At 71.3% G+C, this 19,534-nt stretch carries 18 protein-coding genes; 9 read left to right on the top strand and 9 right to left on the bottom strand.

The genetic code is table 11. The features are described from left to right. Positions 1-56 precede the first annotated feature (56 nt). Entirely contained in the window at positions 57-1,820 is a 1,764-nt protein-coding gene (locus OG867_RS19475; RefSeq protein ID WP_406291060.1) for an FG-GAP repeat domain-containing protein, read from the top strand. Between the two features lie 64 nt (positions 1,821-1,884). On the opposite strand, the gene OG867_RS19470 is transcribed toward OG867_RS19475, so the two are convergent. Next, positions 1,885-2,250 (bottom strand): VOC family protein, encoded by a 366-nt coding sequence (locus tag OG867_RS19470; RefSeq protein ID WP_328900555.1) that lies wholly within the window; start codon positions 2,248-2,250, stop codon positions 1,885-1,887. Then, the gene (locus OG867_RS19465; protein ID WP_406287025.1) at positions 2,247-3,047 is read right to left on the bottom strand and encodes a trans-aconitate 2-methyltransferase; all 801 of its coding nucleotides are present in this window, start codon (positions 3,045-3,047) and stop codon (positions 2,247-2,249) included. Before OG867_RS19465 ends, OG867_RS19470 begins: the two co-directional genes overlap by 4 nt. A gap of 88 nt (positions 3,048-3,135) precedes the next feature. On the opposite strand from OG867_RS19465, the gene OG867_RS19460 reads away from it, so the two are divergent. Then, the gene (locus OG867_RS19460) at positions 3,136-3,633 is read left to right on the top strand and encodes a MarR family transcriptional regulator (protein ID WP_328900557.1); all 498 of its coding nucleotides are present in this window, start codon (positions 3,136-3,138) and stop codon (positions 3,631-3,633) included. Here OG867_RS19460 and OG867_RS19455 read toward each other — a convergent pair. Further along, the gene (locus OG867_RS19455; RefSeq protein WP_406287022.1) at positions 3,592-4,377 is read right to left on the bottom strand and encodes a LuxR C-terminal-related transcriptional regulator; all 786 of its coding nucleotides are present in this window, start codon (positions 4,375-4,377) and stop codon (positions 3,592-3,594) included. The two genes, OG867_RS19460 and OG867_RS19455, sit on opposite strands and share 42 nt — an antisense overlap. A 288-nt stretch (positions 4,378-4,665) precedes the next feature. Between OG867_RS19455 and OG867_RS19450 the strand changes: the two genes are divergently transcribed. Then, on the top strand, positions 4,666-5,109 hold the full coding sequence (locus tag OG867_RS19450; RefSeq protein WP_406287020.1) for a GNAT family N-acetyltransferase: 444 nt from the start codon (positions 4,666-4,668) through the stop codon (positions 5,107-5,109). Positions 5,110-5,115: 6 nt separating this feature from the next. On the opposite strand, the gene galK is transcribed toward OG867_RS19450, so the two are convergent. From galK to galT, 3 genes are read right to left on the bottom strand one after another with little or no spacing between them, the layout of a single operon-like run. Continuing rightward, entirely contained in the window at positions 5,116-6,285 is a 1,170-nt protein-coding gene (gene galK / locus OG867_RS19445) for a galactokinase (RefSeq protein ID WP_406287018.1), read from the bottom strand. Beyond that, on the bottom strand, positions 6,282-7,262 hold the full coding sequence (galE, locus tag OG867_RS19440; protein WP_328900561.1) for a UDP-glucose 4-epimerase GalE: 981 nt from the start codon (positions 7,260-7,262) through the stop codon (positions 6,282-6,284). The genes galK and galE overlap by 4 nt, the downstream gene beginning before the upstream one ends. Next, positions 7,259-8,302, bottom strand: a complete 1,044-nt coding sequence (gene galT, locus OG867_RS19435; RefSeq protein ID WP_406287015.1) for a galactose-1-phosphate uridylyltransferase — start codon at positions 8,300-8,302, stop codon at positions 7,259-7,261. The genes galE and galT overlap by 4 nt, the downstream gene beginning before the upstream one ends. A 237-nt stretch (positions 8,303-8,539) precedes the next feature. Between galT and OG867_RS19430 the strand changes: the two genes are divergently transcribed. From OG867_RS19430 to OG867_RS19405, 6 genes are all read left to right on the top strand, one after another. After that, a complete protein-coding gene (locus OG867_RS19430; RefSeq protein ID WP_328900563.1) occupies positions 8,540-10,210 on the top strand; it encodes a sodium:solute symporter family protein in 1,671 nt (556 codons plus the stop codon). Positions 10,211-10,224: 14 nt separating this feature from the next. Continuing rightward, a complete protein-coding gene (locus tag OG867_RS19425; protein ID WP_328900564.1) occupies positions 10,225-10,515 on the top strand; it encodes a hypothetical protein in 291 nt (96 codons plus the stop codon). Positions 10,516-10,745: 230 nt separating this feature from the next. Further along, the gene (locus OG867_RS19420; protein WP_406287012.1) at positions 10,746-11,207 is read left to right on the top strand and encodes a pyridoxal-phosphate dependent enzyme; all 462 of its coding nucleotides are present in this window, start codon (positions 10,746-10,748) and stop codon (positions 11,205-11,207) included. 2 nt (positions 11,208-11,209) lie between these two features. Further along, a complete protein-coding gene (locus OG867_RS19415) occupies positions 11,210-12,373 on the top strand; it encodes a hypothetical protein (protein ID WP_406287010.1) in 1,164 nt (387 codons plus the stop codon). Next, complete coding sequence (locus tag OG867_RS19410; protein WP_406287007.1) at positions 12,370-13,572, top strand: trans-sulfuration enzyme family protein; 1,203 nt, start codon at positions 12,370-12,372, stop codon at positions 13,570-13,572. Before OG867_RS19415 ends, OG867_RS19410 begins: the two co-directional genes overlap by 4 nt. Further along, entirely contained in the window at positions 13,569-14,846 is a 1,278-nt protein-coding gene (locus tag OG867_RS19405; RefSeq protein WP_406287004.1) for a benzoate/H(+) symporter BenE family transporter, read from the top strand. The genes OG867_RS19410 and OG867_RS19405 overlap by 4 nt, the downstream gene beginning before the upstream one ends. A gap of 29 nt (positions 14,847-14,875) precedes the next feature. Here OG867_RS19405 and OG867_RS19400 read toward each other — a convergent pair whose 3' ends face one another. The 3 genes from OG867_RS19400 to OG867_RS19390 form a co-directional block, all read right to left on the bottom strand. After that, positions 14,876-15,568 (bottom strand): LuxR C-terminal-related transcriptional regulator, encoded by a 693-nt coding sequence (locus OG867_RS19400; protein WP_328900570.1) that lies wholly within the window; start codon positions 15,566-15,568, stop codon positions 14,876-14,878. A 122-nt stretch (positions 15,569-15,690) separates the two neighbouring features. After that, positions 15,691-17,511, bottom strand: coding sequence for a PQQ-binding-like beta-propeller repeat protein (locus OG867_RS19395; RefSeq protein ID WP_406287002.1), 1,821 nt, complete (start codon positions 17,509-17,511; stop codon positions 15,691-15,693). A 58-nt stretch (positions 17,512-17,569) separates the two neighbouring features. Further along, positions 17,570-19,429 carry a PQQ-binding-like beta-propeller repeat protein gene (locus OG867_RS19390; protein ID WP_406287000.1) on the bottom strand — a complete coding sequence of 620 codons (1,860 nt, stop codon included), beginning with the start codon at positions 19,427-19,429 and terminating at the stop codon, positions 17,570-17,572. Between the last annotated feature and the right edge of the window lie 105 nt (positions 19,430-19,534).

The raw sequence follows: 19,534 nt of genomic DNA, 5'->3' as shown, positions 1-19,534 counted from the left end.
CGTGAAAGCGTTTCTCCCGGTTCCACCACTTAACCCCTGGGGGGGCTTTGACTTCTGTGGAACCCGGTCGTTCCGTCGTGCGCTCGAAGCGCGCGAGCCGGACAGCGGCCTGCACCGCACTCGTTCTCTCCGCCGGCATGCTGCTGGCGGCTCCGGCCTCGGCCGATGACCCGGCGCCCGCCCCGAGCGGCGCCACCGCGCAGTACACCCCCGCGTCCGGCGGGCAGCCGACGCTCAACCTGCCGAAGCGCACGGCGAAGAAGAAGTCGGGCGCGGCGGGCGCGGCGGGCGCTCAGACCCCCTCCGCGGTCGTCCCGGCCAAGCCGCGCGCGGACCTGGACGGCGATGGCCGCAGCGACCAGCTGTACCGGGGCCTGGACGGCGATCTGTACGCCAGCACGGACGCAGAGGGCGGCTCGCACCCGTACAAGATCGACAGTGCCGACGCGTTCGAGATGTCCAAGGACATCATCACGCCGGGCGACCTCGACGGCGACGGCAAGGCCGAGGTCCTGACGCTGTCGGCGACGGGCACGCTCTCGCTCCACCGGAGCCTGGGCGCGGACGGCGCCGGGCCCGCCACCTGGTCGGGCAACGGCTGGCAGAAGTTCAACAAGGTCGTCGCCCCCGGTGACCTGGACGGCGACGGCCGGGGCGACCTGATCGCGCGGACGCCCTCCGGCGACCTCTACGTCTACATCTCCACCGGCAGCGTGGACAGCGCGCCCTTCAAGGCCGGCGTCAAGGTGTACTCCGGCTGGAACATCTACGACCAGATCGTCGGCATGAACGACGTGGACGGCGACGGCATCGGGGACGTCCTGACCCGTACGCCCAGCGGCGACATCTACACCTACCTCGGCACCGGTGACGCGACGGCCCCGTTCAGTCGCCTCCCCATGTCCGGCTACGGCTGGGACATCTACAACCAGATCATCGGCTTCGACGACGTCGACGGCGACGGTTACGGCGACGTCATGGCCCGCAAGCCGGGCGGCGACCTCTACTTCTACCGCGCCATGGGCGACGGGCTCTCCTTCCCCCGCCAGGAGGCCGGCGAGGGCTGGAACGCCGCGGCGCTGTTCGCCGGCGCGGGCGGCAACCCGGTCTGGGGCAAGCAGGAGCTGGAGGCGCGTACCAAGGGCGGCAGCCTGTACTGGTACCAGAGCCGGAACAACGAGCAGTTCTTCCCGCGTCAGCTGGACAGCTCGGACACCGGCTGGAACCAGGTGAGCCTGTCGCTGGCCTCCTCGCTGGACAACGACGGCTGGGGCGACCTGCTCCAGGTCTACAACGGCACTCTCTGGGTCGGAGCCGAGGAGATCGGGTCCGGCTGGCAGGTCTACAACAGCCTGACCGGTCCCGGCGACCTGAGCGGTGACGGCAAGGGCGACCTGCTGGCCCGCGACACCAAGGGCGACCTGTACCTCTACCAGGGCAACGGGCTCGGTACGAAGTTCGCGGCCAAGGTCAAGGTCGGCTACGGCTACAACACGTACAACAAGATCGTCGGCGCCGGTGACCTCAGCGGCGACGGCATCGCGGACGTCGTGGCCCGCGCGACGGACGGCACGCTCTACCTGTACAAGGGCACGGGCGACGCCGCCAAGCCGCTCTCGGCCCGCTCCAAGATCGGCACCGGCTACAACACGTACAAGCAGTTCGCCGCCCCCGGCGACCTGGACGGCGACGGCAAGGCCGACCTCGTCGGCGTCGACGGCAAGGGCGACGTGTACCGCTACTCGTCCACCGGCACCGGCACGATCGCCAAGCGCGTCAAGATCGGCTACGGCTGGGACATCTACAACGGCCTGTACTAGGCCCGCGTGACCCACGGCGCCCCGTTCCCGCGGTCGCGGGGGCGGGGCGCTTCCGTGCCCGGGCTCAGCCGGTCACCGGCTCCAGGAACTCCAGCCGGTTGCCCACCGGGTCGTGGCTGTAGAAGCGGCGGTGGCCCGGCAGGTTGTCGTCCCAGACCACCTCGGCGCCGCGCTCGGCCAGCCGGGCCGCGTACGCCTCGATGCCCGTGACGCGCAGGCCCGGGTGGGCCTTGCGGGCCGGGCGGAAGTCCGCCTCGATGCCCACGTGCAGCTGGACCGGACCGATGGCGAACCAGCAGCCGCCCCGGGCCGCGAGCACGGGCGGCTTCGGTATCTCGGTCATGCCGAGGACGTCCTCGTAGTACGAGCGCAGCGCGTCCTCGCTGCCGGCGGGGGCGGCGAGCTGGACGTGGTCGAGCGAGGCGATCATCGGTTCTCCCGGTGGGCGACGGCGAAGATGCGGCGGAACGGGAAGACCGTACCGTGCGGGCCTTTCGGGTAGGCCGTGCGCAGCAGGTCGCGGTAATCGGCGAGGAAGGCGTCCCGCGCCTCCTCGTCACCGGCGAGGGCGGTGAGGACCGGGCGCAGTCCGGTGCCCTTGACCCAGTCGAGGACGGCGTCCTCGCCCGGGAGCAGGTGGAGGTAGGTGGTCTCCCAGACGTCGGCTGTGGTGCCGGGGCCGGTCAGCGCGTCCAGATAGCCGGCGGGGCTCAGCACGGCGTCCGCGTGGCGCAGCAGGCCGCCGAGGCGGGAGCGCCAGCGCGGGGACTCCGCGAGTTCGCGCATCAGGACGTGCGAGGGCTGGTCGAAGTTGCCGGGGACCTGGAGGGCGAGGGTGCCGCCGGGGAGCAGGGCGTCCAGCCAGAGGGGCAGGCGGCCGGCGTGGCCGGGGACCCACTGGAGCAGGGCGTTGGAGACGATCAGGCCGCACGGCTCCGAGGGCGTCCAGGTGGCCGCGTCGGCCTCGGCGAAGTCCAGGAGGTCCGTGGCGTGGGCGCGGGCCCGTTCCAGCATCTGCGGAGAGTTGTCGTAGCCGGTGATCCGGGCGTGCGGCCAGCGCCCGGCGAGCAGGGCGGTGACGTTGCCGGCGCCGCAGCCGAGGTCGGCGATGCGGGGCGCGGGCATGCCGGGCGGGTCCGGGACGCGGGCCAGGAGGTCGTGGAAGGGGCGGGTGCGATGGTCCGCGTGGCGCAGGTACTGCTGCGGATCCCAGAGGGGTGCGGTCATGGGTTCCAGGATCGTCCGCAAGTATCTTGATGTCAAGACACTCGAATTCAAGAGACTTCATGTCGACAGACCATCTACACTGATCCACATGGAGGACGAGGTCGACCGTCTGGTCGCTGCATGGCGCCGCGAGCGCCCCGACCTCGACGTGGAACCGCTCGAGGTCCTCAGCCGCGTCTCCCGCCTGGCCCGGCACCTCGACCGGGCCCGCCGCATCGCCTTCGCCGAGCACCAGCTCGAACCGTGGGAGTTCGACGTCCTCACGTCGCTGCGCCGGGCCGGCGCCCCGTACCAGCTCTCCCCCGGCCAACTGCTCACCCAGACCCTGGTCACCTCGGGCACGATGACCAACCGCATCGACCGCCTCACCAAGAAGAACCTGGTCGAGCGGCTGCCCGACCCCAGCGACCGGCGCGGCGTCCTGGTCCGGCTCACCGCCGAGGGACGCGACAAGGCCGACCAGTCCCTGGCGGGCCTCCTTGCCCAGGAGCGCGCCATCCTCGGCGAGCTCTCCCGTCAGCAGCGCGGCGAACTGGCCGGGCTGCTACGCCAGTTGACCGCCCCGTTCGACAACATCCCCGGGTAGTCCCGGGTCCTGGGCCAGGTCGGCGGGGCCGACGCCCGCGCGTCTGGCCAGCGCCACGGCGGCCAGCGTCGAGTGGACGCCCAGCTTCCCCAGCACGTTCTGCATGTGGGTGCGCACGGTGTGCGGGGAGAGGAACAGCCGCTCCGCGACCGCCTTGCGGCCCAGGCCCGCCACCATGCACCGCAGCACCTCGCGCTCGCGCGGGGTCAGCGACTCGACCAGCTTCTCGCTCTCGGTGCGGTGCTTGCGGTCGGCCAGCAGCTCGCGCAGCACCCCCGTCAGCAGGGCGGCGGGCAGATGCGTCTCGTCGCGCAGCACCCCCCGGATCACCGCAAGGAGCCGTTGCAGCGAGCTGTCCTTGGCGACCCAGCCGCAGGCCCCGGCCTTGAGGGCGAGCGCGGCCCGGGCCGGGTCGTCCTTCTCGGCGAGCACCACCGTACGCACCGAGGGACGCGCCACGCGGACCGCGCCGACCAGGGCGATCCCGTCGACCGGACCGGTCTGCCCGGGACCTTGGCGCGGGGCGGGCACGGCGAGGGCGCCCAGCTCCGCGTCGGCCAGCAGCACGTCGTACCCCCGGCCCTCGGCCGCCGCGCGCTCCAGACAGCGCAGCGCCGCCGGGCCGCTGCCGGCCGCGGCCACCTCGACGTCCGGCTCGACCGCGAGCGCGGCGGCCAGTGATTCGGCGAAGATCCGGTGGTCGTCCACCACGAGAACCCGGATACGGGCCACAGGCACCCCCATGCTGTGTGTGACGGGGCGCCCGAGGCAGGCCCCCCGCCGCGCTGAGCATCAGCGTACGGGCGGGGGCTCCGGGGAGAAGGTAATTGGCGGAACTTGTCCAGGGGTGCGTCCTGGGGGTGTCTTTTCGATCAGGGTCGGACAGGCCGAGGTGTCTGGTGCGGTGCATCGCAAGGCGCCGGGGCGTCCGCATCGCGGAGCGATTCGGGCGGTTCGGCAACGCGGCGAGGTGCCGTGCCAGACACCTCGGACCCGGCCCTGATCGGAAAGACGCCCCCTAGGCTGGGGCGCATGTTCCGTCTTGAGACAGAAGTGGACAAGGAACGACGTGCGCGGCTGCACCGGGCGCTGCGGGACGACAACACCGCGCGCTCACCGCACATGAGGGCCCTGCGCGGCGCCCCGGACGCGCAGGAGGAACCGCTGCACGTCTGGGCGCTGGACGCCGAGGGGCGCCTCGCGGGCGGTCTCGCGGCCCGGACCTGGGCGAGCTGGCTCCATCTGGAGCTGCTGTGGGTCGACACCGCGCACCGGGGTTCCGGCCTCGGCGCGCGGCTGCTCGCCGAGGCGGAACGGGTGGCGCGGGCGGACCGGTCCTGCACCCGCTCCCGGGTGGAGACCTGGGACTTCCAGGCCCCCGGCTTCTACCGGAAGCAGGGGTACGAGGTACGCGGCCGGGTCGAGGACTTCCCGCCGGGCGTCACGGAGTACACCCTCACCAAGGAACTCGGCTGATCCCGGTCAGACCAGTCGGCGCGCGCCCGCCGACGGCACTGCCGGGAAGACGCCCGGGGTGCCGTGGCCGGCCGCGGTGAACGCCTCCAGGACGGACGTGGTGACCGCGTCCGCCCGCGCCTCCTCGACCAGCACGATCGCCGAGCCGCCGAAGCCGCCCCCGGTCATCCGCGCCCCGAGCGCCCCGGCCGCGTTGGCCGCCTCGACCACGAGGTCGAGCTCCACGCAGGAGACCCGCAGGTCGTCGCGGAGCGAGACGTGCCCCGCCGTGAGGACCGGGCCCGCCGCGCGCACGTCACCCGCGTCCAGCAGCGCGATGACCTGCTCGACGCGCTGGTTGTCGCCGACCACATGGCGCACGTACCGGACGACGGACTCGTCCGCGCCCAACTCCGCGAGCCGGTCCAGGGCGGCGCCCAGCTCCTCGTACGGCAGGTCGCGCAGGGTGGGTATGCCGAGCAGGCGGGCGCCCTCCTCGCAGCCGGTCCGGCGCTCCGCGTACGCCCCGTCGCCGAGCGCGTGCTTGACGCGGGTGTCGACCACCAGGAGCCGCAGCCCGTGCGCGGCCAGGTCGAAGGGCACCTGGCGGCGGCCGAGGTCCCGGGTGTCCAGGTGCAGGGCGTGGCCCTCGGTGCAGCAGGCGGACGCCATCTGGTCCATGACCCCGCAGGGGACGCCGACGAAGGCGTTCTCCGCGCGCTGGGCGAGGACCGCGAGCTCCGCCGCGTCGAGCCCGAGGCCGAAGAGGTCGTTGAGGGCGAGGGCGGTGACCACTTCGAGGGCGGCGGACGAGGAGAGCCCGGCGCCCGTGGGGACGGTGGAGGTCAGCTGGATGTCGGCGCCGGTGACCTCGTGGCCCGCCTCGCGCAGCGCCCAGACGACGCCGGCCGGGTAGGCGGCCCAGCCGTGGCCCTCGTGCGGGGTCAGCCCGTCCACGCGGAGCCGGACGACACCGCCGGGCACGTCGGTGGAGTGCAGCCGCAGCTCGCCGTCGGTGCGGCGGGAGACGGCGGCGCGGGCGGTGTGCGGGAGGGCGAGCGGCATGACGAAGCCGTCGTTGAAGTCGGTGTACTCGCCGATCAGGTTGACCCGGCCGGGTGCGGCCCAGATCCCCTCGGGCTCGCTTCCGTACAGCGCGGTGAAGGAAGCGGTGAGCTCTGCGTGGTCCTCGGTCATGGTGCGGTGGGCTCCTCTCGGCGGGCGAACGTCCAGGCGTCGGAGACGATTCCGGCCAGGTCGGCGCGGGACGGCTGCCAGCCGAGCCGCTCCCTGGCCGTGGCGGCGGAGGCGACGAGGACGGCCGGGTCGCCGGCGCGGCGCGGGGCCGCGGTCTCGGGGACGGGGTGGCCGGTGACCTCGCGGACCGTCTCGATGACCTCGCGGACCGAGAAGCCGTTGCCGTTGCCGAGGTTGCAGATCAGGTGCTCGCCCGGGGTCGCGGCGTCGAGGGCGAGGAGGTGCGCCTCGGCCAGGTCCGCGACGTGGATGTAGTCGCGGACGCAGGTGCCGTCCGGGGTGGGGTAGTCGTCGCCGTAGACGGAGATCGACTCGCGCTGTCCCAGGGCGACCTGGAGCACCAGCGGGATGAGGTGGGACTCGGGGCTGTGGCGCTCACCGCAGTCGCCGTACGCCCCGGCCACGTTGAAGTAGCGCAGCGAGACGGCGGCCAGGCCGTGGGCCGCGGCCTCCCCGGTGATCATGTGGTCGACGGCGAGCTTGGTCGCCCCGTACGGGCTGGTCGGGGCGGTGGGATCGGCCTCCGTGATGGGACTGGAGACCGGCTCGCCGTAGGTGGCCGCGGTGGAGGAGAAGACCAGGGTGCGGACCCCGGCGTCGCGCATCGCGGCGAGCAGGGCGGTGGAGCCGCCGACGTTGTTGAGCCAGTACTTCTCGGGGTCGGTGACGGACTCGCCGACCTGGGAGCACGCGGCGAAGTGGAGCACCCCGTCGTAGGAGGAGTCGAGCCACTTCGCGGCGTCCTGGATCCGGCCCTCGATGAAGTCGGCCCCGGCCGGGACGCCCTCGCGGAAGCCTGTGGAGAGGTCGTCCAGGACGGTGACGGTGTGGCCGGCCTCGATCAGGTGCCGGGCGACGACACTGCCCACGTAACCGGCGCCCCCGGTGACCAGGTACTTCTTCGGGGTCTTGCTCACTGGCTCGCTACCTCTCGCAGTCGCTGGGCCGCGGTCTCCGGCGGCACGTCGTTGATGAACACGCTCATGCCGGATTCGGAACCCGCGAGGAACTTCAGCTTGCCGGAGGTCCGTCGGATGGTGAAAAGTTCGAGGTGGAGCCCGAAGTCCTCACGCCCGGGGACCCCGAACGGCGCCTGGTGCCAGGCGGAGATGTACGGGGTCGGCGGCTCTCCGGGTCCGAAGATCCGGTCGAATCGCCTCAACAGTTCCAGATAGACCTGTGGGAACTCCGTGCGCGCCTCCTTGTCCAGCTCCCGCAGGTCGGCGACGCGGCGGCGCGGGTGGAGGTGCACCTCGTACGGCCAGTGGGCCGCGTACGGGACGAAGGCGATCCAGTGCTCGGCGGCGAGCACGATCCGTGAGCCGTCCTCCTCCTCGCGGGCGACCACGTCGTCGAAGAGGTTGCGGCCGGTCTTCGCGTGGTGGGCGGCCATCGAGCGGAACATCAGCTCGGTGCGCGGGGTGACGAAGGGGTAGCCGTAGATCTGGCCGTGCGGGTGGCCGAGCGTGACGCCGATCTCGGCGCCCCGGTTCTCGAAGCAGAACACCTGCTTGACCTGCGGGAGCCGGGCCAGGGCCGCGGTGCGGTCGGTCCAGGCGTCCAGGACGAGACCGGCCTGCTCCTCGGTGAGGTCCGCGAAGGAGGCGTCGTGGTCGGAGGTGAAGCAGACGACCTCGCAGCGGCCGGAGTCGCCGGCGAGCGAGGGGAAGCGGTTCTCGAAGACGGCGACGTCGTAGTCGGGCTCCGGGATCTCGCTCTGCCGGCCCTCGCGCGACGGGCACAGCGGGCACTCGTCGACGGGCGGGTGGTAGATCCGGCCCTGGCGGTGCGAGGCGATGGCCACGCTGTCGCCGAGCAGGGGATCGCGCCGGATCTCGGACGAGGTGGAGACGGCGTCGAGGGGGCGCGTATCGACGGCCTCGCGCACGAGGTCGTCACGGCTGTCGTAGTAGATCAGCTCCCGGCCGTCGGCGAGCGTCGTAACCGTCTTCTTCACCAGACTCCTCCCACCCAACATAAGCCAACACAATGAACCACAAGTCAACAGATGCGTCAATGAGTCGACGCCAGCGGGCAGACGGGCGATGCGCGGGGGATCACGGGCGCTTGAAGCCTGTGATTCCGGCAATACGATCACAAACAAACAAAGAACCTCATGGGAACTGTTCACTTTCTGAACACAAGAGCGTAGTTTCCTTCGGGTTCAGTTCGCGCAACGAAGCGAGACCCCCACATGCAATATCTGGCAGCAGGGCTCCGGCTCCCCACGAACGGGCTCGACTACACGATCCTGGCGATCTACTTCGTCGTCGTGCTCGGCATCGGCTTCGCCGCCCGGGCGAGTGTCAAGACCAGCCTCGACTTCTTCCTCTCCGGACGGTCACTGCCCGCATGGGTGACCGGTCTGGCCTTCGTGGCGGCGAACCTCGGCGCCACCGAGATCCTCGGCATGGCGGCGACGGGCGCGCAGTACGGCGTCGCGGTGGTGCACTGGTACTGGATCGGCGCCATCCCGGCGATGGTCTTCCTCGGCCTCGTGATGATGCCGTTCTACTACCGCTCGAAGGTGCGCTCGGTGCCGGAGTTCCTGCTCCAGCGCTTCGACAAGTCCGCGCACCTGCTGAGCTCCATACTGTTCGCCTTCTCGGCGATCCTGATCGCGGGCGTCAACCTGTACGCCCTGTCGATCGTCGTGGAGGCGCTCCTCGGCTGGCCGCAGTGGGTCGCGATCGTCGTCGCGGGCCTCTTCGTCCTCGTCTACATCACGATCGGCGGGCTCTCCTCCGCGATCTACAACGAGGTGCTGCAGTTCTTCGTCATCCTCGCCGCGCTGATCCCGCTGACCCTGCTGGGCCTCAAGCGCGTCGGCGGCTGGGACGGGCTGAGCGATTCACTGACGTCGAAGCACGGCTCCAACTTCATGTCGGCCTGGGGCGGCACGGGCATCGGTGACGCCAACCCGCTCGGCGCCAACTGGCTGACGATCGTCCTCGGCCTCGGCTTCGTGCTCTCCTTCGGCTACTGGACGACGAACTTCGCCGAGGTACAGCGCGCGCTGTCCGCGAAGAACCTCTCGGCCGCCCAGCGCACCCCGCTGATCGCCGCCTTCCCGAAGATGTTCATCGTCTTCGCCGTGATGATCCCGGGCCTGGTCGCCGCCGTGATCGTGCCGAACATCGGCACCGAGGGCTCCGGCACCACGTACAACGACGCGATCCCGCTGCTGATGCGCGAACTGCTGCCCAACGGCGTGCTCGGCATCGCGGTGACCGGCCTGCTGGCCGCGTTCATGGCGGGCATGGCCGCCAACGTCTCCTCGTTCAACACCGTGTTCACCACGGACATCTGGGCGCGGTACGTGAGGAAGGACCAGTCGGACGCGTACTACCTGCGCTTCGGCCGGATGATCACGGCGCTCGGCGTGCTGGCCTCCATCGGCACCGCGTTCATCGCCGCCAGCTTCTCGAACATCATGAGCTACCTCCAGACGCTCTTCTCGTTCTTCAACGTGCCGCTCTTCGTGGTCTTCATCATCGGCATGTTCTGGAAGCGCGCCTCGATGAAGTCCGGTGTCTGGGGCCTGCTCGCGGGCACCACGGCCGCGATGGTCAACTACTTCGTCATCTACAAGCAGGGCGTCATCGACATCCCGAGCGACCAGGGCGCCAACTTCGTCTCCGCGATCGTCGGCTTCGTCGCCGGCGCGGTCGTCATGATCGCCGTCACGCTCTTCACCGCTCCCAAGCCCGAGGCCGAACTCGCCGGCCTCGTCTACGGAACCGAGTCCCCGGGCGCCCCCGAGGTGCCCGAGGAGGGCGACAGCGCCTGGTACCGCAGGCCCGCACTCCTGGGCTGGGGAGCCATCGTGCTCGCCGCCCTGTGCTACGTCCCCTACTCGTTCTGATCGGAGTACCCACCATGTCCGACCTGCACAAGGAAGTCTCCGACCTGGAGCAGAAGTCCGCCACGGCGGCCCGCCTCTTCGACATCCGGCGGATCATCGGCGGCCTCTTCGTGGTCTACGGGGTCATCGTGACGATCGCCGGGATCAGCCCGTCCGACGCGGACCTGAAGAAGGCCCAGGGCGTCCACATCAACCTCTGGACCGGCCTCGCCATGCTGGCGCTCGGCCTGTTCTTCCTGGTCTGGATGAAGCTGCGCCCGGCCCAGGCGCCGGAGCACGCGCCGGAGGACACCCCGGAGAGCTAGGACCCGTACGCGGCAGGGGCCGGACACCGTCAGCCGACGGGGTCCGGCCCCTGCCGCGTTCCCGGGGTCCCGGCCGCCCCGGAATTATGAATTCCCTTTCAGGGCCGAATATCATTCATCAATCAACCTTTTCCACATGCTGGAATACGGATTGATCGAGCCATCTTTTCGTGTCAGGATCCCTGACGGCCGAGCAGAGACGGGGGTCCCTCGGCCAGGGGGAGTACATAGTGATAGCAGAAGAAGTCTACGACCTGGTGCTGGACGACGTCTTCGTCCGGCTCGACCAATTAGTTCCCGACAGCATCCTCTACCTCAAGCTGGAAGGTCTCAATCCAGCGGGCTCGGTCAAACTCAAGACCGCGGTCGCCCTGGTCCGTGACGCGGAGGAGCAGGCCGAGAAATCGCGGCGCTCCTTTCTGCCGACCCGGCTGATCGAGTCGACGTCCGGAAACCTCGGCGTCGCCCTGGCCATGGTGTGCGCGGCCAAGGGGTACGCGCTCACCTGCGTCACGGACCCGAATGCCAACCGCCAGTCGGTCCAGCTGATGCGGGCGCTCGGCGCGGAGGTCGTCGTCATCGACGCCCCCGACGCCAACGGCGGCTTCCTGCAGTCGCGGATCAACTACATCAGGCGGCGTCTGCGCCGCGAGCCGCACACGCACTGGCTGAACCAGTACGCCAACCGCTGATCGTGCTGGCCAACCGCTCCGGGCTGCCCGCCCGGAGCAGGCCGTACCTCCACCCCGGACGGGTCCGCCCCGCCCCGCTCGCGCTGACCGGGGAACGCCTGTCCGCGCTGCGCGCACGGCGACCGGACGGCCGGCTGTCCTTCACCCGGGACGTCCGGCCCCTCGTCGTCGCCGAGATGGAACTCGCCTGGTACCGCACCCTGCTCGCCCGCGACCTGGGCGGCCGGACGCCGGACACGGCCCGGGCCGCCGCCCGACTCGCCGATGAGGCAAGCGTGTCGGGGTACGAAGGAGTCCTCACCGGTTTACGGGAGCGATTCGGCCCGGCCCCGGTCGCCGAGCTGCTGAACGGCGCACCGGCCACCTCCGACGACCTCGGTGGCGCACCCGCCCCCACCTGGCCGGACCAGCGCGCGTACACCGCGTACTTCACCGCCGAGGTGGAGAACGACCTCGGTGAGGCACGCGCGGGTCTCGGCGCCAGCCCCCTGAAGGAGGCCCTGGAGGTCCTGCGCGACCACCGCGACGCGCTCCGCGCCGTCGTGGACGCTCCGGGCCTGGACGACGAGTCGTCGGCGTACTTCTTCGGCACCTTCGCCCCGCTGGTCAACCGTCTGGTGATCGGCCCGCAGCTCGACCGCTCCGCGGAGCTCCTCTCGCTGCTCGCCGCGGGCGTGCTGCGTCTGGGGCCGGGCCCCGGCCCCAAGGTCGTCCCGCCCCTCGGCGGGAGCGGCCCGTGGCAGCTGGAGTCGACCCTTCTCGACCAGCACACCGTCGTGGACGTCGACCACGTGGTGCACGCCCATGTGAGCGAGCCCGTGGCGGAGCGGGTCACCGGCTCGCTGCTGAGCAGCCTGGTCCGGTCCGGCCGCGTCCGGACCCGTACCGCCGGCGGGACCCCGCTGCCCGGTCTGGACGTCAACCGGCGCGGCCAGGGCATCTCCCGGGCGGGCGCGGTCCAGTCCCGGCTGTTCTTCCTGGGCCCCCACACGGAGGGCTCCAGTTACTACAACCACTACGTCCCCTCCCCCGGCACCCCCTCGCGTGCGCTGCTGGACGCGGAGCTGGCCCTCACCACGGCCCTGCCGCACCTGCGGGGCGTCCCGACCCTCCACCGCACCCCCGCCGTATCCGGGGCGGCCCCGTCCGACGAGAGGAACCGATGAACAACCGCGAGAAGTACACGCCCTGGACGCACACGTACCACGTGGAGACCCGGGCCGCGCAGGGCGACGGCTGGCGCTCCCCCACTACCGGTTCCGTGCCGCCCGCCATCAGCATGGGCGCCACCTACGCCAGGGACAGCGAGTACCGCACGCCGGCGGGCCTGGCCTACCTGCGCGACCAGGGGGCTCCCGGGTACGAACAGGTCGAGGACGTGGTGGCCGGCCTGGAGGGCGGCTCGCGCGGGCTGCTCTTCTCGTCCGGGATGGCCGCCGCGACCGCCGTCTTCCAGGTGCTGCCCGCCGGCTCCCGGGTCGTGGTGCCCCGGACGATGTACTTCGGGCTCACCAAGTGGCTCCTGGAGTTCGGTACGGAGCAGGGCCTCGAAGTGGTCCAGGTGCCCATGGACGACCTGGACGCCGTCGCCGCCGCGGTGGCCGCGGCGCCGACCCGCCTGGTGTGGGCGGAGTCCCCCGCGAACCCCACCTGGACGGTGACGGACCTCGCCGCGGTGGGCGCGGTGGCGCGCGAGGCCGGAGCCCTGTTCGGCGTGGACAACACGGTGCCCACGCCCGTCCACTCCCGCCCGTTCGAGCACGGTGCCGACCTCGTCATGCACTCCGGGACCAAGTACCTCAACGGCCACACCGACGTGGTGGCCGGTCTGCTGGTGCTGGCCCCGGACCCGGGCGAGCGGGCGGCCGCCCTGTGGGAACGGCTGGAACTGCACCGCAGGCTGACCGGGCCCCTGCTCGGGCCGCTGGAGACCTACCTGCTGATGCGCGGCATACGCACGCTGTTCCCGCGGATGCGGCAGATCTCGGCCACCGCCATGGCGCTCGCCGAGCACTTCGCCGGCCATCCGCTGATCCGCAAGGTCGCCTACCCGGGGCTGGCCGACGACCCGGGCCACGCCGTCGCCGCACGTCAGATGAGTGACGGGTTCAGCGGCATGCTCTCCCTGCACGTGGACGGGGAGTGGCAGCGCTCCCTGCGCACCGCCCAGAACTGCGAGTTGTTCATTCGGGCCACGTCCCTCGGCGGAGTGGAGAGCCTGATCGAACACCGCTATACCTTCGAGGGCCCGGGCAGCACGTCCCCCAAGGACATGCTGCGCGTCTCGGTCGGCCTGGAGAATCCCGCGGACCTCGTCGCCGACCTCGAACAGGCCCTGGAGCGGGCCGCGAAGGAAGACCGTTGAGCTCTGAGACCCACACCCCCCACCCCCCGGCGGCCGGCGCCCCCACGGACCCCGGCGGGGCGCCTCCGGCGGAGGACTCCGCCGGACACCGGCCCAGCCTCTGGCGGGACGCGTCCCTCTCGGCCGTGCTCGCCGGCTTCATCGCCGTCGTGGTCTCCTACTCCGGGCCCCTGGTCATCGTGCTGGCGGCCGCGTCGGCCGGTCATCTGACCACCGGTCAGACCAGCTCCTGGGTCTGGGCCATCTCCATCGGCTCCGGCCTGACCTGCGTCGGGCTCAGTCTGCGGACCCGGATGCCGGTCATCACCGCCTGGTCGACGCCCGGCGCCGCCCTGTTGGTCACCAGCCTCGGCGCGTACTCGTACGGGGAGGCCGTCGGCGCGTTCCTGGTCACCGGTGTGGTGATCACCCTGATCGGGCTGACCGGGGTCTTCGGGCGGCTGATGCGCCATGTGCCGTCGGCGGTGGTCTCCGCGATGCTCGCCGGCATCCTGTTCTCCTTCGGGACCGGGGTGTTCACCTCGCTCACCTCCGCGCCGTACATCGGCGGGGCGGTGCTCGTGGCCTACCTGCTCGGCAAGCGGATGTTCCCCCGGTACGCCGTGCTGGCCGCTCTGGCGGCCGGTGTGGTGGCCGCGGCGGCCACCTCGCGCCTGCATGTGCACCTGGACGGCGTCGGCCTGGCCACTCCGGTCCTGACCACGCCGCACTTCTCCGTGGCCTCCCTGATCGGCATCGCCGTACCGCTGACCCTGGCGACGCTCGGCTCGCAGAACGCCCCCGGGATCGGGGTGCTCACGGCCGCCGGATACCGCCCGGACGACCGGCTGCTCATCGGCTCCACCGGCCTGGTCTCGACCGTCCTGGCGCCGTTCGGCTCGCACGCGGTCAACCTGGCCGCCATCACGGCCGCGATCTGCACCGGCCCGGAGGCCCACCAGGACACCCGGCGCCGGTACGTCGCCGGTGTGTCCTGCGGGGCGTTCTACCTGCTGATCGGCCTGTTCGGCTCCACGCTGGTGGTGCTGTTCGCGGGGCTGCCCAAGGAACTCGTCGCGGCCACGGCGGGCGTCGCCCTGTTCGGCGCGCTGGCGGGCGGGCTGACCGGCGCCATGGCGGAGGAGAAGGACCGCGAGGCCGCGCTGATCACCTTCCTCGCCACCGCTTCGGGGATCACCCTGCACGGGATCGGATCGGCCTTCTGGGGCCTGCTGTTCGGCATGGTCACGCACCTGGTCCTGACCCGCCTGCGCCGCCCCGCCCCAAAGGACTAGAGCCGTTACGCGGCAGGGGCCGGACACCGTCAGCCGACGGTGTCCGGCCCCTGGCGTGTCACCGCGGCCCGGTCCAGCAGCCCGGTCCGGGCGGCCAGCGCGGCGGCCTCCAGACGGGAGCCGACGCCGAGCTTCATCAGGACGCGCTGGACGTGCGTACGCGCGGTGCTCGGCGCGATCCGCATCCCGGCCGCGATCAGCCGGGTGTCCTCGCCCTCCGCGACCCGGACCAGCACCTCGGCCTCGCGCGGGGTGAGCAGCCGCAGCAGCCTGCGGCCCTCGTCGTCCGGCTGGGCCACCGGGTCGAGCAGTTCGGCGAAGGCGCCCTGGAGGAGCTGGGGCGCGATGGCCGCCTCCCCGGCCCTGGCCTTGACCATGGCGCGCTCCACACCCTCGATCCGCTCGTCGTGCCGGACGTACCCGGCGGCCCCGGCCGCGAAGGCGGCGGCGATCCCGCGCGGGCTGGGGACCGGGCCGAGCACGACCACCGCGGTCTGCGGGCGCTCGCGCCGGATCCGGACGACGGGGTCGAAGGTGCCGGGCACGGCGGGCGACGCGGTGCCGAACAGGCAGACCTCCGGGGCCCGTCCGACGACGAGGTCCGCCGCCCCGGTGGTGGGCGCGGCGGCGGCCAGCACCCGGTGGCCGCGCAGTTTCAGTGCCGAGGCCAGCGCCTCGGCGAGCAGTCGGTGGTCGTCCACCACCATCAGCCGGACACTCATCGCCCCGTTCCCCCCGTCACACCGGCCAAGGCCCCCCGGCCCTCCAGGGCCTGCAAGTTACACGGCCGGGTACGCGTGTGGGGGTGGAACCGGCCGGTTCCACCCCCACATGTGATGCGGGCTCAGCTGGTGTGGAAGGACACCACCAGGTACTCCTTGTCGTCCAGCGAGCTCTTGCGCGGTGCGCTGATCATCGTCTCGGAGATGAAGAAGCGCCCCTTTTCGTAGCGGAACTCCGCGTAGTCCGCGGTGAAGCTGGTCTCCGCGTCCCGGACGGCCTCGTCGGACGGGTTGCGCATCAGGACCGTCTGCTCGAAGGTGCTGCCGTCGATGGAGACGACCTCACCGCCCTTGTCGTACGGGGGTTCCCGGTACGCGATGATGTTGGTGCCGTCCATGCGCAGCGGGAACATCGTGAACTTCTCGCCCGCGTCGGCCCGGTCGCCGGTCTGCTTGCCGGTGGTGAGGTCGAAGGAGACGATCTCGTTGGTCCGGCTGAAGCTCTCGCCGGTGCCCTCGTGCTCCTCGGTCGGCAGGTAGATGCGGTTGTTGCCGACGGCGAGGTGCTGGCACTGCTCGACATCGGTGGCACCGCACCTGGCGGCGTACTTCTCGGCGTCGGCGGAGATGCGGATCTTCAGCTTCCCGGTGGTCTCGTCGATCGAGAAGAAGTCCGAGATGCTGCTGCCGTCGCCGGCGGTGTCGCCGACGTCGGCGGCGACGACGAGCGGCTTGGTGGAGACGATGCTCGCGTAGTCGACGCCGGCCGGCATCTTGTACGAGGAGAGCGGGGCGCCGGTCGTCGGGTTCAGCGCCTGGATGATGAGCTGCGGGTCGTCGTACGTACCGCACTTGCGGACGACGGCCAGGGCGTCGCCACCGCCGTATCCGAGGTCGTAGCAGCCGTCGGTGCTGACCTTCGGCTTCCAGAGCTCGGCGCCGTCGGCCAGCTTGAAGGCGGCGCCGCCGTCGGTGCCGCCGGCGGCGACCGTGGTGCCGCTGAGGGTGACCTCGGCGAAGCGGACGGGGCGGTCACCACTGTTGGAGGCGGTGATCGACTTGCTCCACAGCAGCTTGCCGGTGGCGAGGTCGAGGGCGCCGACCTTGGTGCAGTTCTGGTACTTGTCGGCCTTCGTGCGCTTGCCCTCCTCGAAGAGGATGGCGGTCTTGTAGTCCTTGGTCATGTGCCGCGATGCGCCGCACACCTGCCCGTCCAGCGGGATCGACCAGAGCTTGGTGCCCTTGTCCAGGTCGTAGCCGACGACCTCGTTGATGCCCGACTTCACGTACGCCTTGTCGGTGACCCAGGAGCCGTCGACGGTGGTGACGTCGGTGACCTTGGGCTGCGGGAGCTGGAAGCCGACGGCCGCGTCGACGTTGGCCGGGGCCTTCTCCTTGCCGCCGGTGGAGCCCCCGTTCCCGCCGTCGCCGCCCTTGTTTTCGCCGGAGGTGCCGGCGGAGGTGCCCGCCTCGTCCTTCTTGCCGTCCCCGTCACCGGAGGCGTACCAGATGCCGCCGCCGACGATCAGGGCGACCGCGACCACGGCCGCGACGATGATCTGTGCCTGGGTGGAGAACTTCTTCCCGCCCCCGCCGCCGTTCTGCGGCGGCGTCGGGTAGGCCGGTTGCATGGGGGCGGTCGGGTAGCCGTACGGCTGCTGCTGGCCCTGCTGCGGGAAGCCGTAGCCGGGCTGGGTGGGCGGCTGCTGGGGCGGCTGGGCCTGCGGGAAGCCGTAGCCCGGCTGCGTGGGCGGCTGGTCCTGCGGGAAGCCGTAGCCCGGCTGCTGCTGGGGCGGGCCGGGGGGCGGCGGCGGGGTCGGCGCGCCGAAACCGCCGGAGGGCGGGTCCTGCGGGGCGCCGAAACCGCCGGAGGGCGGGTCCTGCGGCGCGCCGAAGCCGCCCTGGGGCGGGTCGTGGGGTGGCTGCTGGGGCGGCTGGGTCATGGCGTTGCGTACCTCGGGGAAGGGGGTCGGTCGGGTTCGTCCGGGCGGGGGTGAGCCGTCAGTTGCCGAAGGCCATCATGGTCTTCGTCTCCAGCTCTTCCTTGTCGTTGCTCGCGCTGACCCGCCCGCTCGTGAGGAACGAACGCCCGTCCACGTAGCGGATCCTCGGGTTGTAGAAGGAGCGCTCGATCTCCGAGGTGGAGTCCGGGTGCTTGAGCACCGTCTTCGGGCTGCCGCCTGCCGGGGAGAGGGTCGCGATGCCGCCGCCCTTGCCGTAGCCGCCGTCGAGGTAGAGCAGGACGTTGCCGCCCTCCATGCCGAGCGGCTTCATGGTCTGCTCGGCGGGGGAGTCCGACTTCCACTTCGTCTTGCCGGTGTTCAGGTTGAACGCGACGACCTTGTTGGTGCGGGCGGAGCCGCTGGTGTCGTCCGTCGTGGACATGTAGAAGGTGTTGGCGTCGGCCGCGACACCGGTGCAGTCCTGGAGTTGCTGGCCGAAGATGGAGAAGCCGCCGCCGCACTCCGGGGCGAACTTGTCACCCTTGTCACTGTTCAGCTGGGAACGCAGCGAGCCGTTCTCGCGGAGCGCGATGACGCTCCACTTCTTGTCGTCGCTGTCGCCCTTGGTGAGGGAGACGATGAGCGGGGACACCGAGTAGACCTTGTCGATCTCCCAGCCGCGGGCCGGCTTGTAGGTCCACTTCGCCTTGCCGGTGCCGGGGTCGAGCTCCTCGATCTCCTGCTGCGGGTTCTCGATGTCGTCGGTGCGGCAGTTGACCGCGGCGATGAGCTTGGGGCCGCCGGCGAAGGCGAACGGCTCACAGTTGCCGCCCCGCTTGCCGAAGACCTCCTTGCCGTCGCTGACCCGGTAGGCGTTGGACGTGCCGGTGCGGCCGGCCGTGACGGTGTCGCCGCTGATGGCCATGGAGAGGTCGGACATCATGTCGAAGAGGCCGCTCTTCTTGACCTCCTTCTTCCATCCGGCCTTGCCCGTGTTGAGGTCGATCTGCTGGAGGGCGGAGCAGTCGGCCTTGTCGGTGGTGCCGTTCTTGATCGCGATGACGATCTTGCCGTCGGTGGTGGTCTGCTCGGGCGCGGAGCAGATGTCGGCGGGCAGCTTGAGCGTCCACGCCTGCTTGCCGTCGGCGACCGAATAGCCGGAGACCGTGCGGTACATGCCCTTGACGATGGTGTCGCCGACGATCCAGGGGCCGTAGACGGTGGCGCCGTTGCGCGGGAGGTCGACGTCGTTCTTCTGCAGCCAGAGGACCTTGGCCTCGCCGTCCTTGCGGCCGCTGTTGAGGTCGTCGTCCTCCTCCCGGCCGGTGCCGTTGCCGTCGCCCTGGTCGACGGTGGGCGAGCCGGTCGGCTTCTTGACCTGCTCGCTCTTCTTGGCGACCGGCTTGTCGTCGTCGCCGTCGCCCCCGCTCGTCGCGAAGTACACGCCGCCGCCGATGACCAGGAGCGCGGCGACCGCGGCCCCGATGATCATGGCCGGTTTGCCCTTGAACGGGTTGCCGCCGCCGGGGCCGTTCGGTCCGGGCGGCACGGGCGCGCCGGGGTGCTGCTGCGGCGGGAAGCCGTAACCGGGCTGCGTCTGCTGACCGTACGGACCCGGCTGCTGCTGACCGTACGGGCCGGGCTGCTGGGTGTACGGGCCCGGCTGCGGCTGTCCGTAGGGGCCGGGCTGCTGCGGCTGACCGTACGGGCCCGGCTGCTGCGGCTGGTCGTACGGGCCGGGCTGCTGCGGGTAGCCGTAGCCCGGCTGCGTGGGCGGCGCGGCGGGGGCCTGGGGCGGCGCGGCGGGCGGCGGCGGGGTCTGCGGCGGGCCCTGGGGCGGCTGCGGTACCCCGTGCGGCGGCTCCTGCGGAGCGCCGAAGCCTCCCTGCGGCGGTTGCTGTCCGGGCGGCTGGGTCATCAGCGCGTCCCCCTTCGTGCGGTCCGGTGCCCGTTCCGGACTCCCCCGCGATCCCGCCGCTGCCGGGGGCAAGACCCCCTGGACCACGACGGAATGGAGCGAATC

It is taken from the genome of Streptomyces sp. NBC_00209 (assembly GCF_045206345.1).
Lineage (GTDB): Bacteria > Actinomycetota > Actinomycetes > Streptomycetales > Streptomycetaceae > Streptomyces.
The sequence above is the reverse complement of the archived record's forward strand: the minus strand, read 5'-3'. Positions and strand labels throughout refer to the sequence as shown.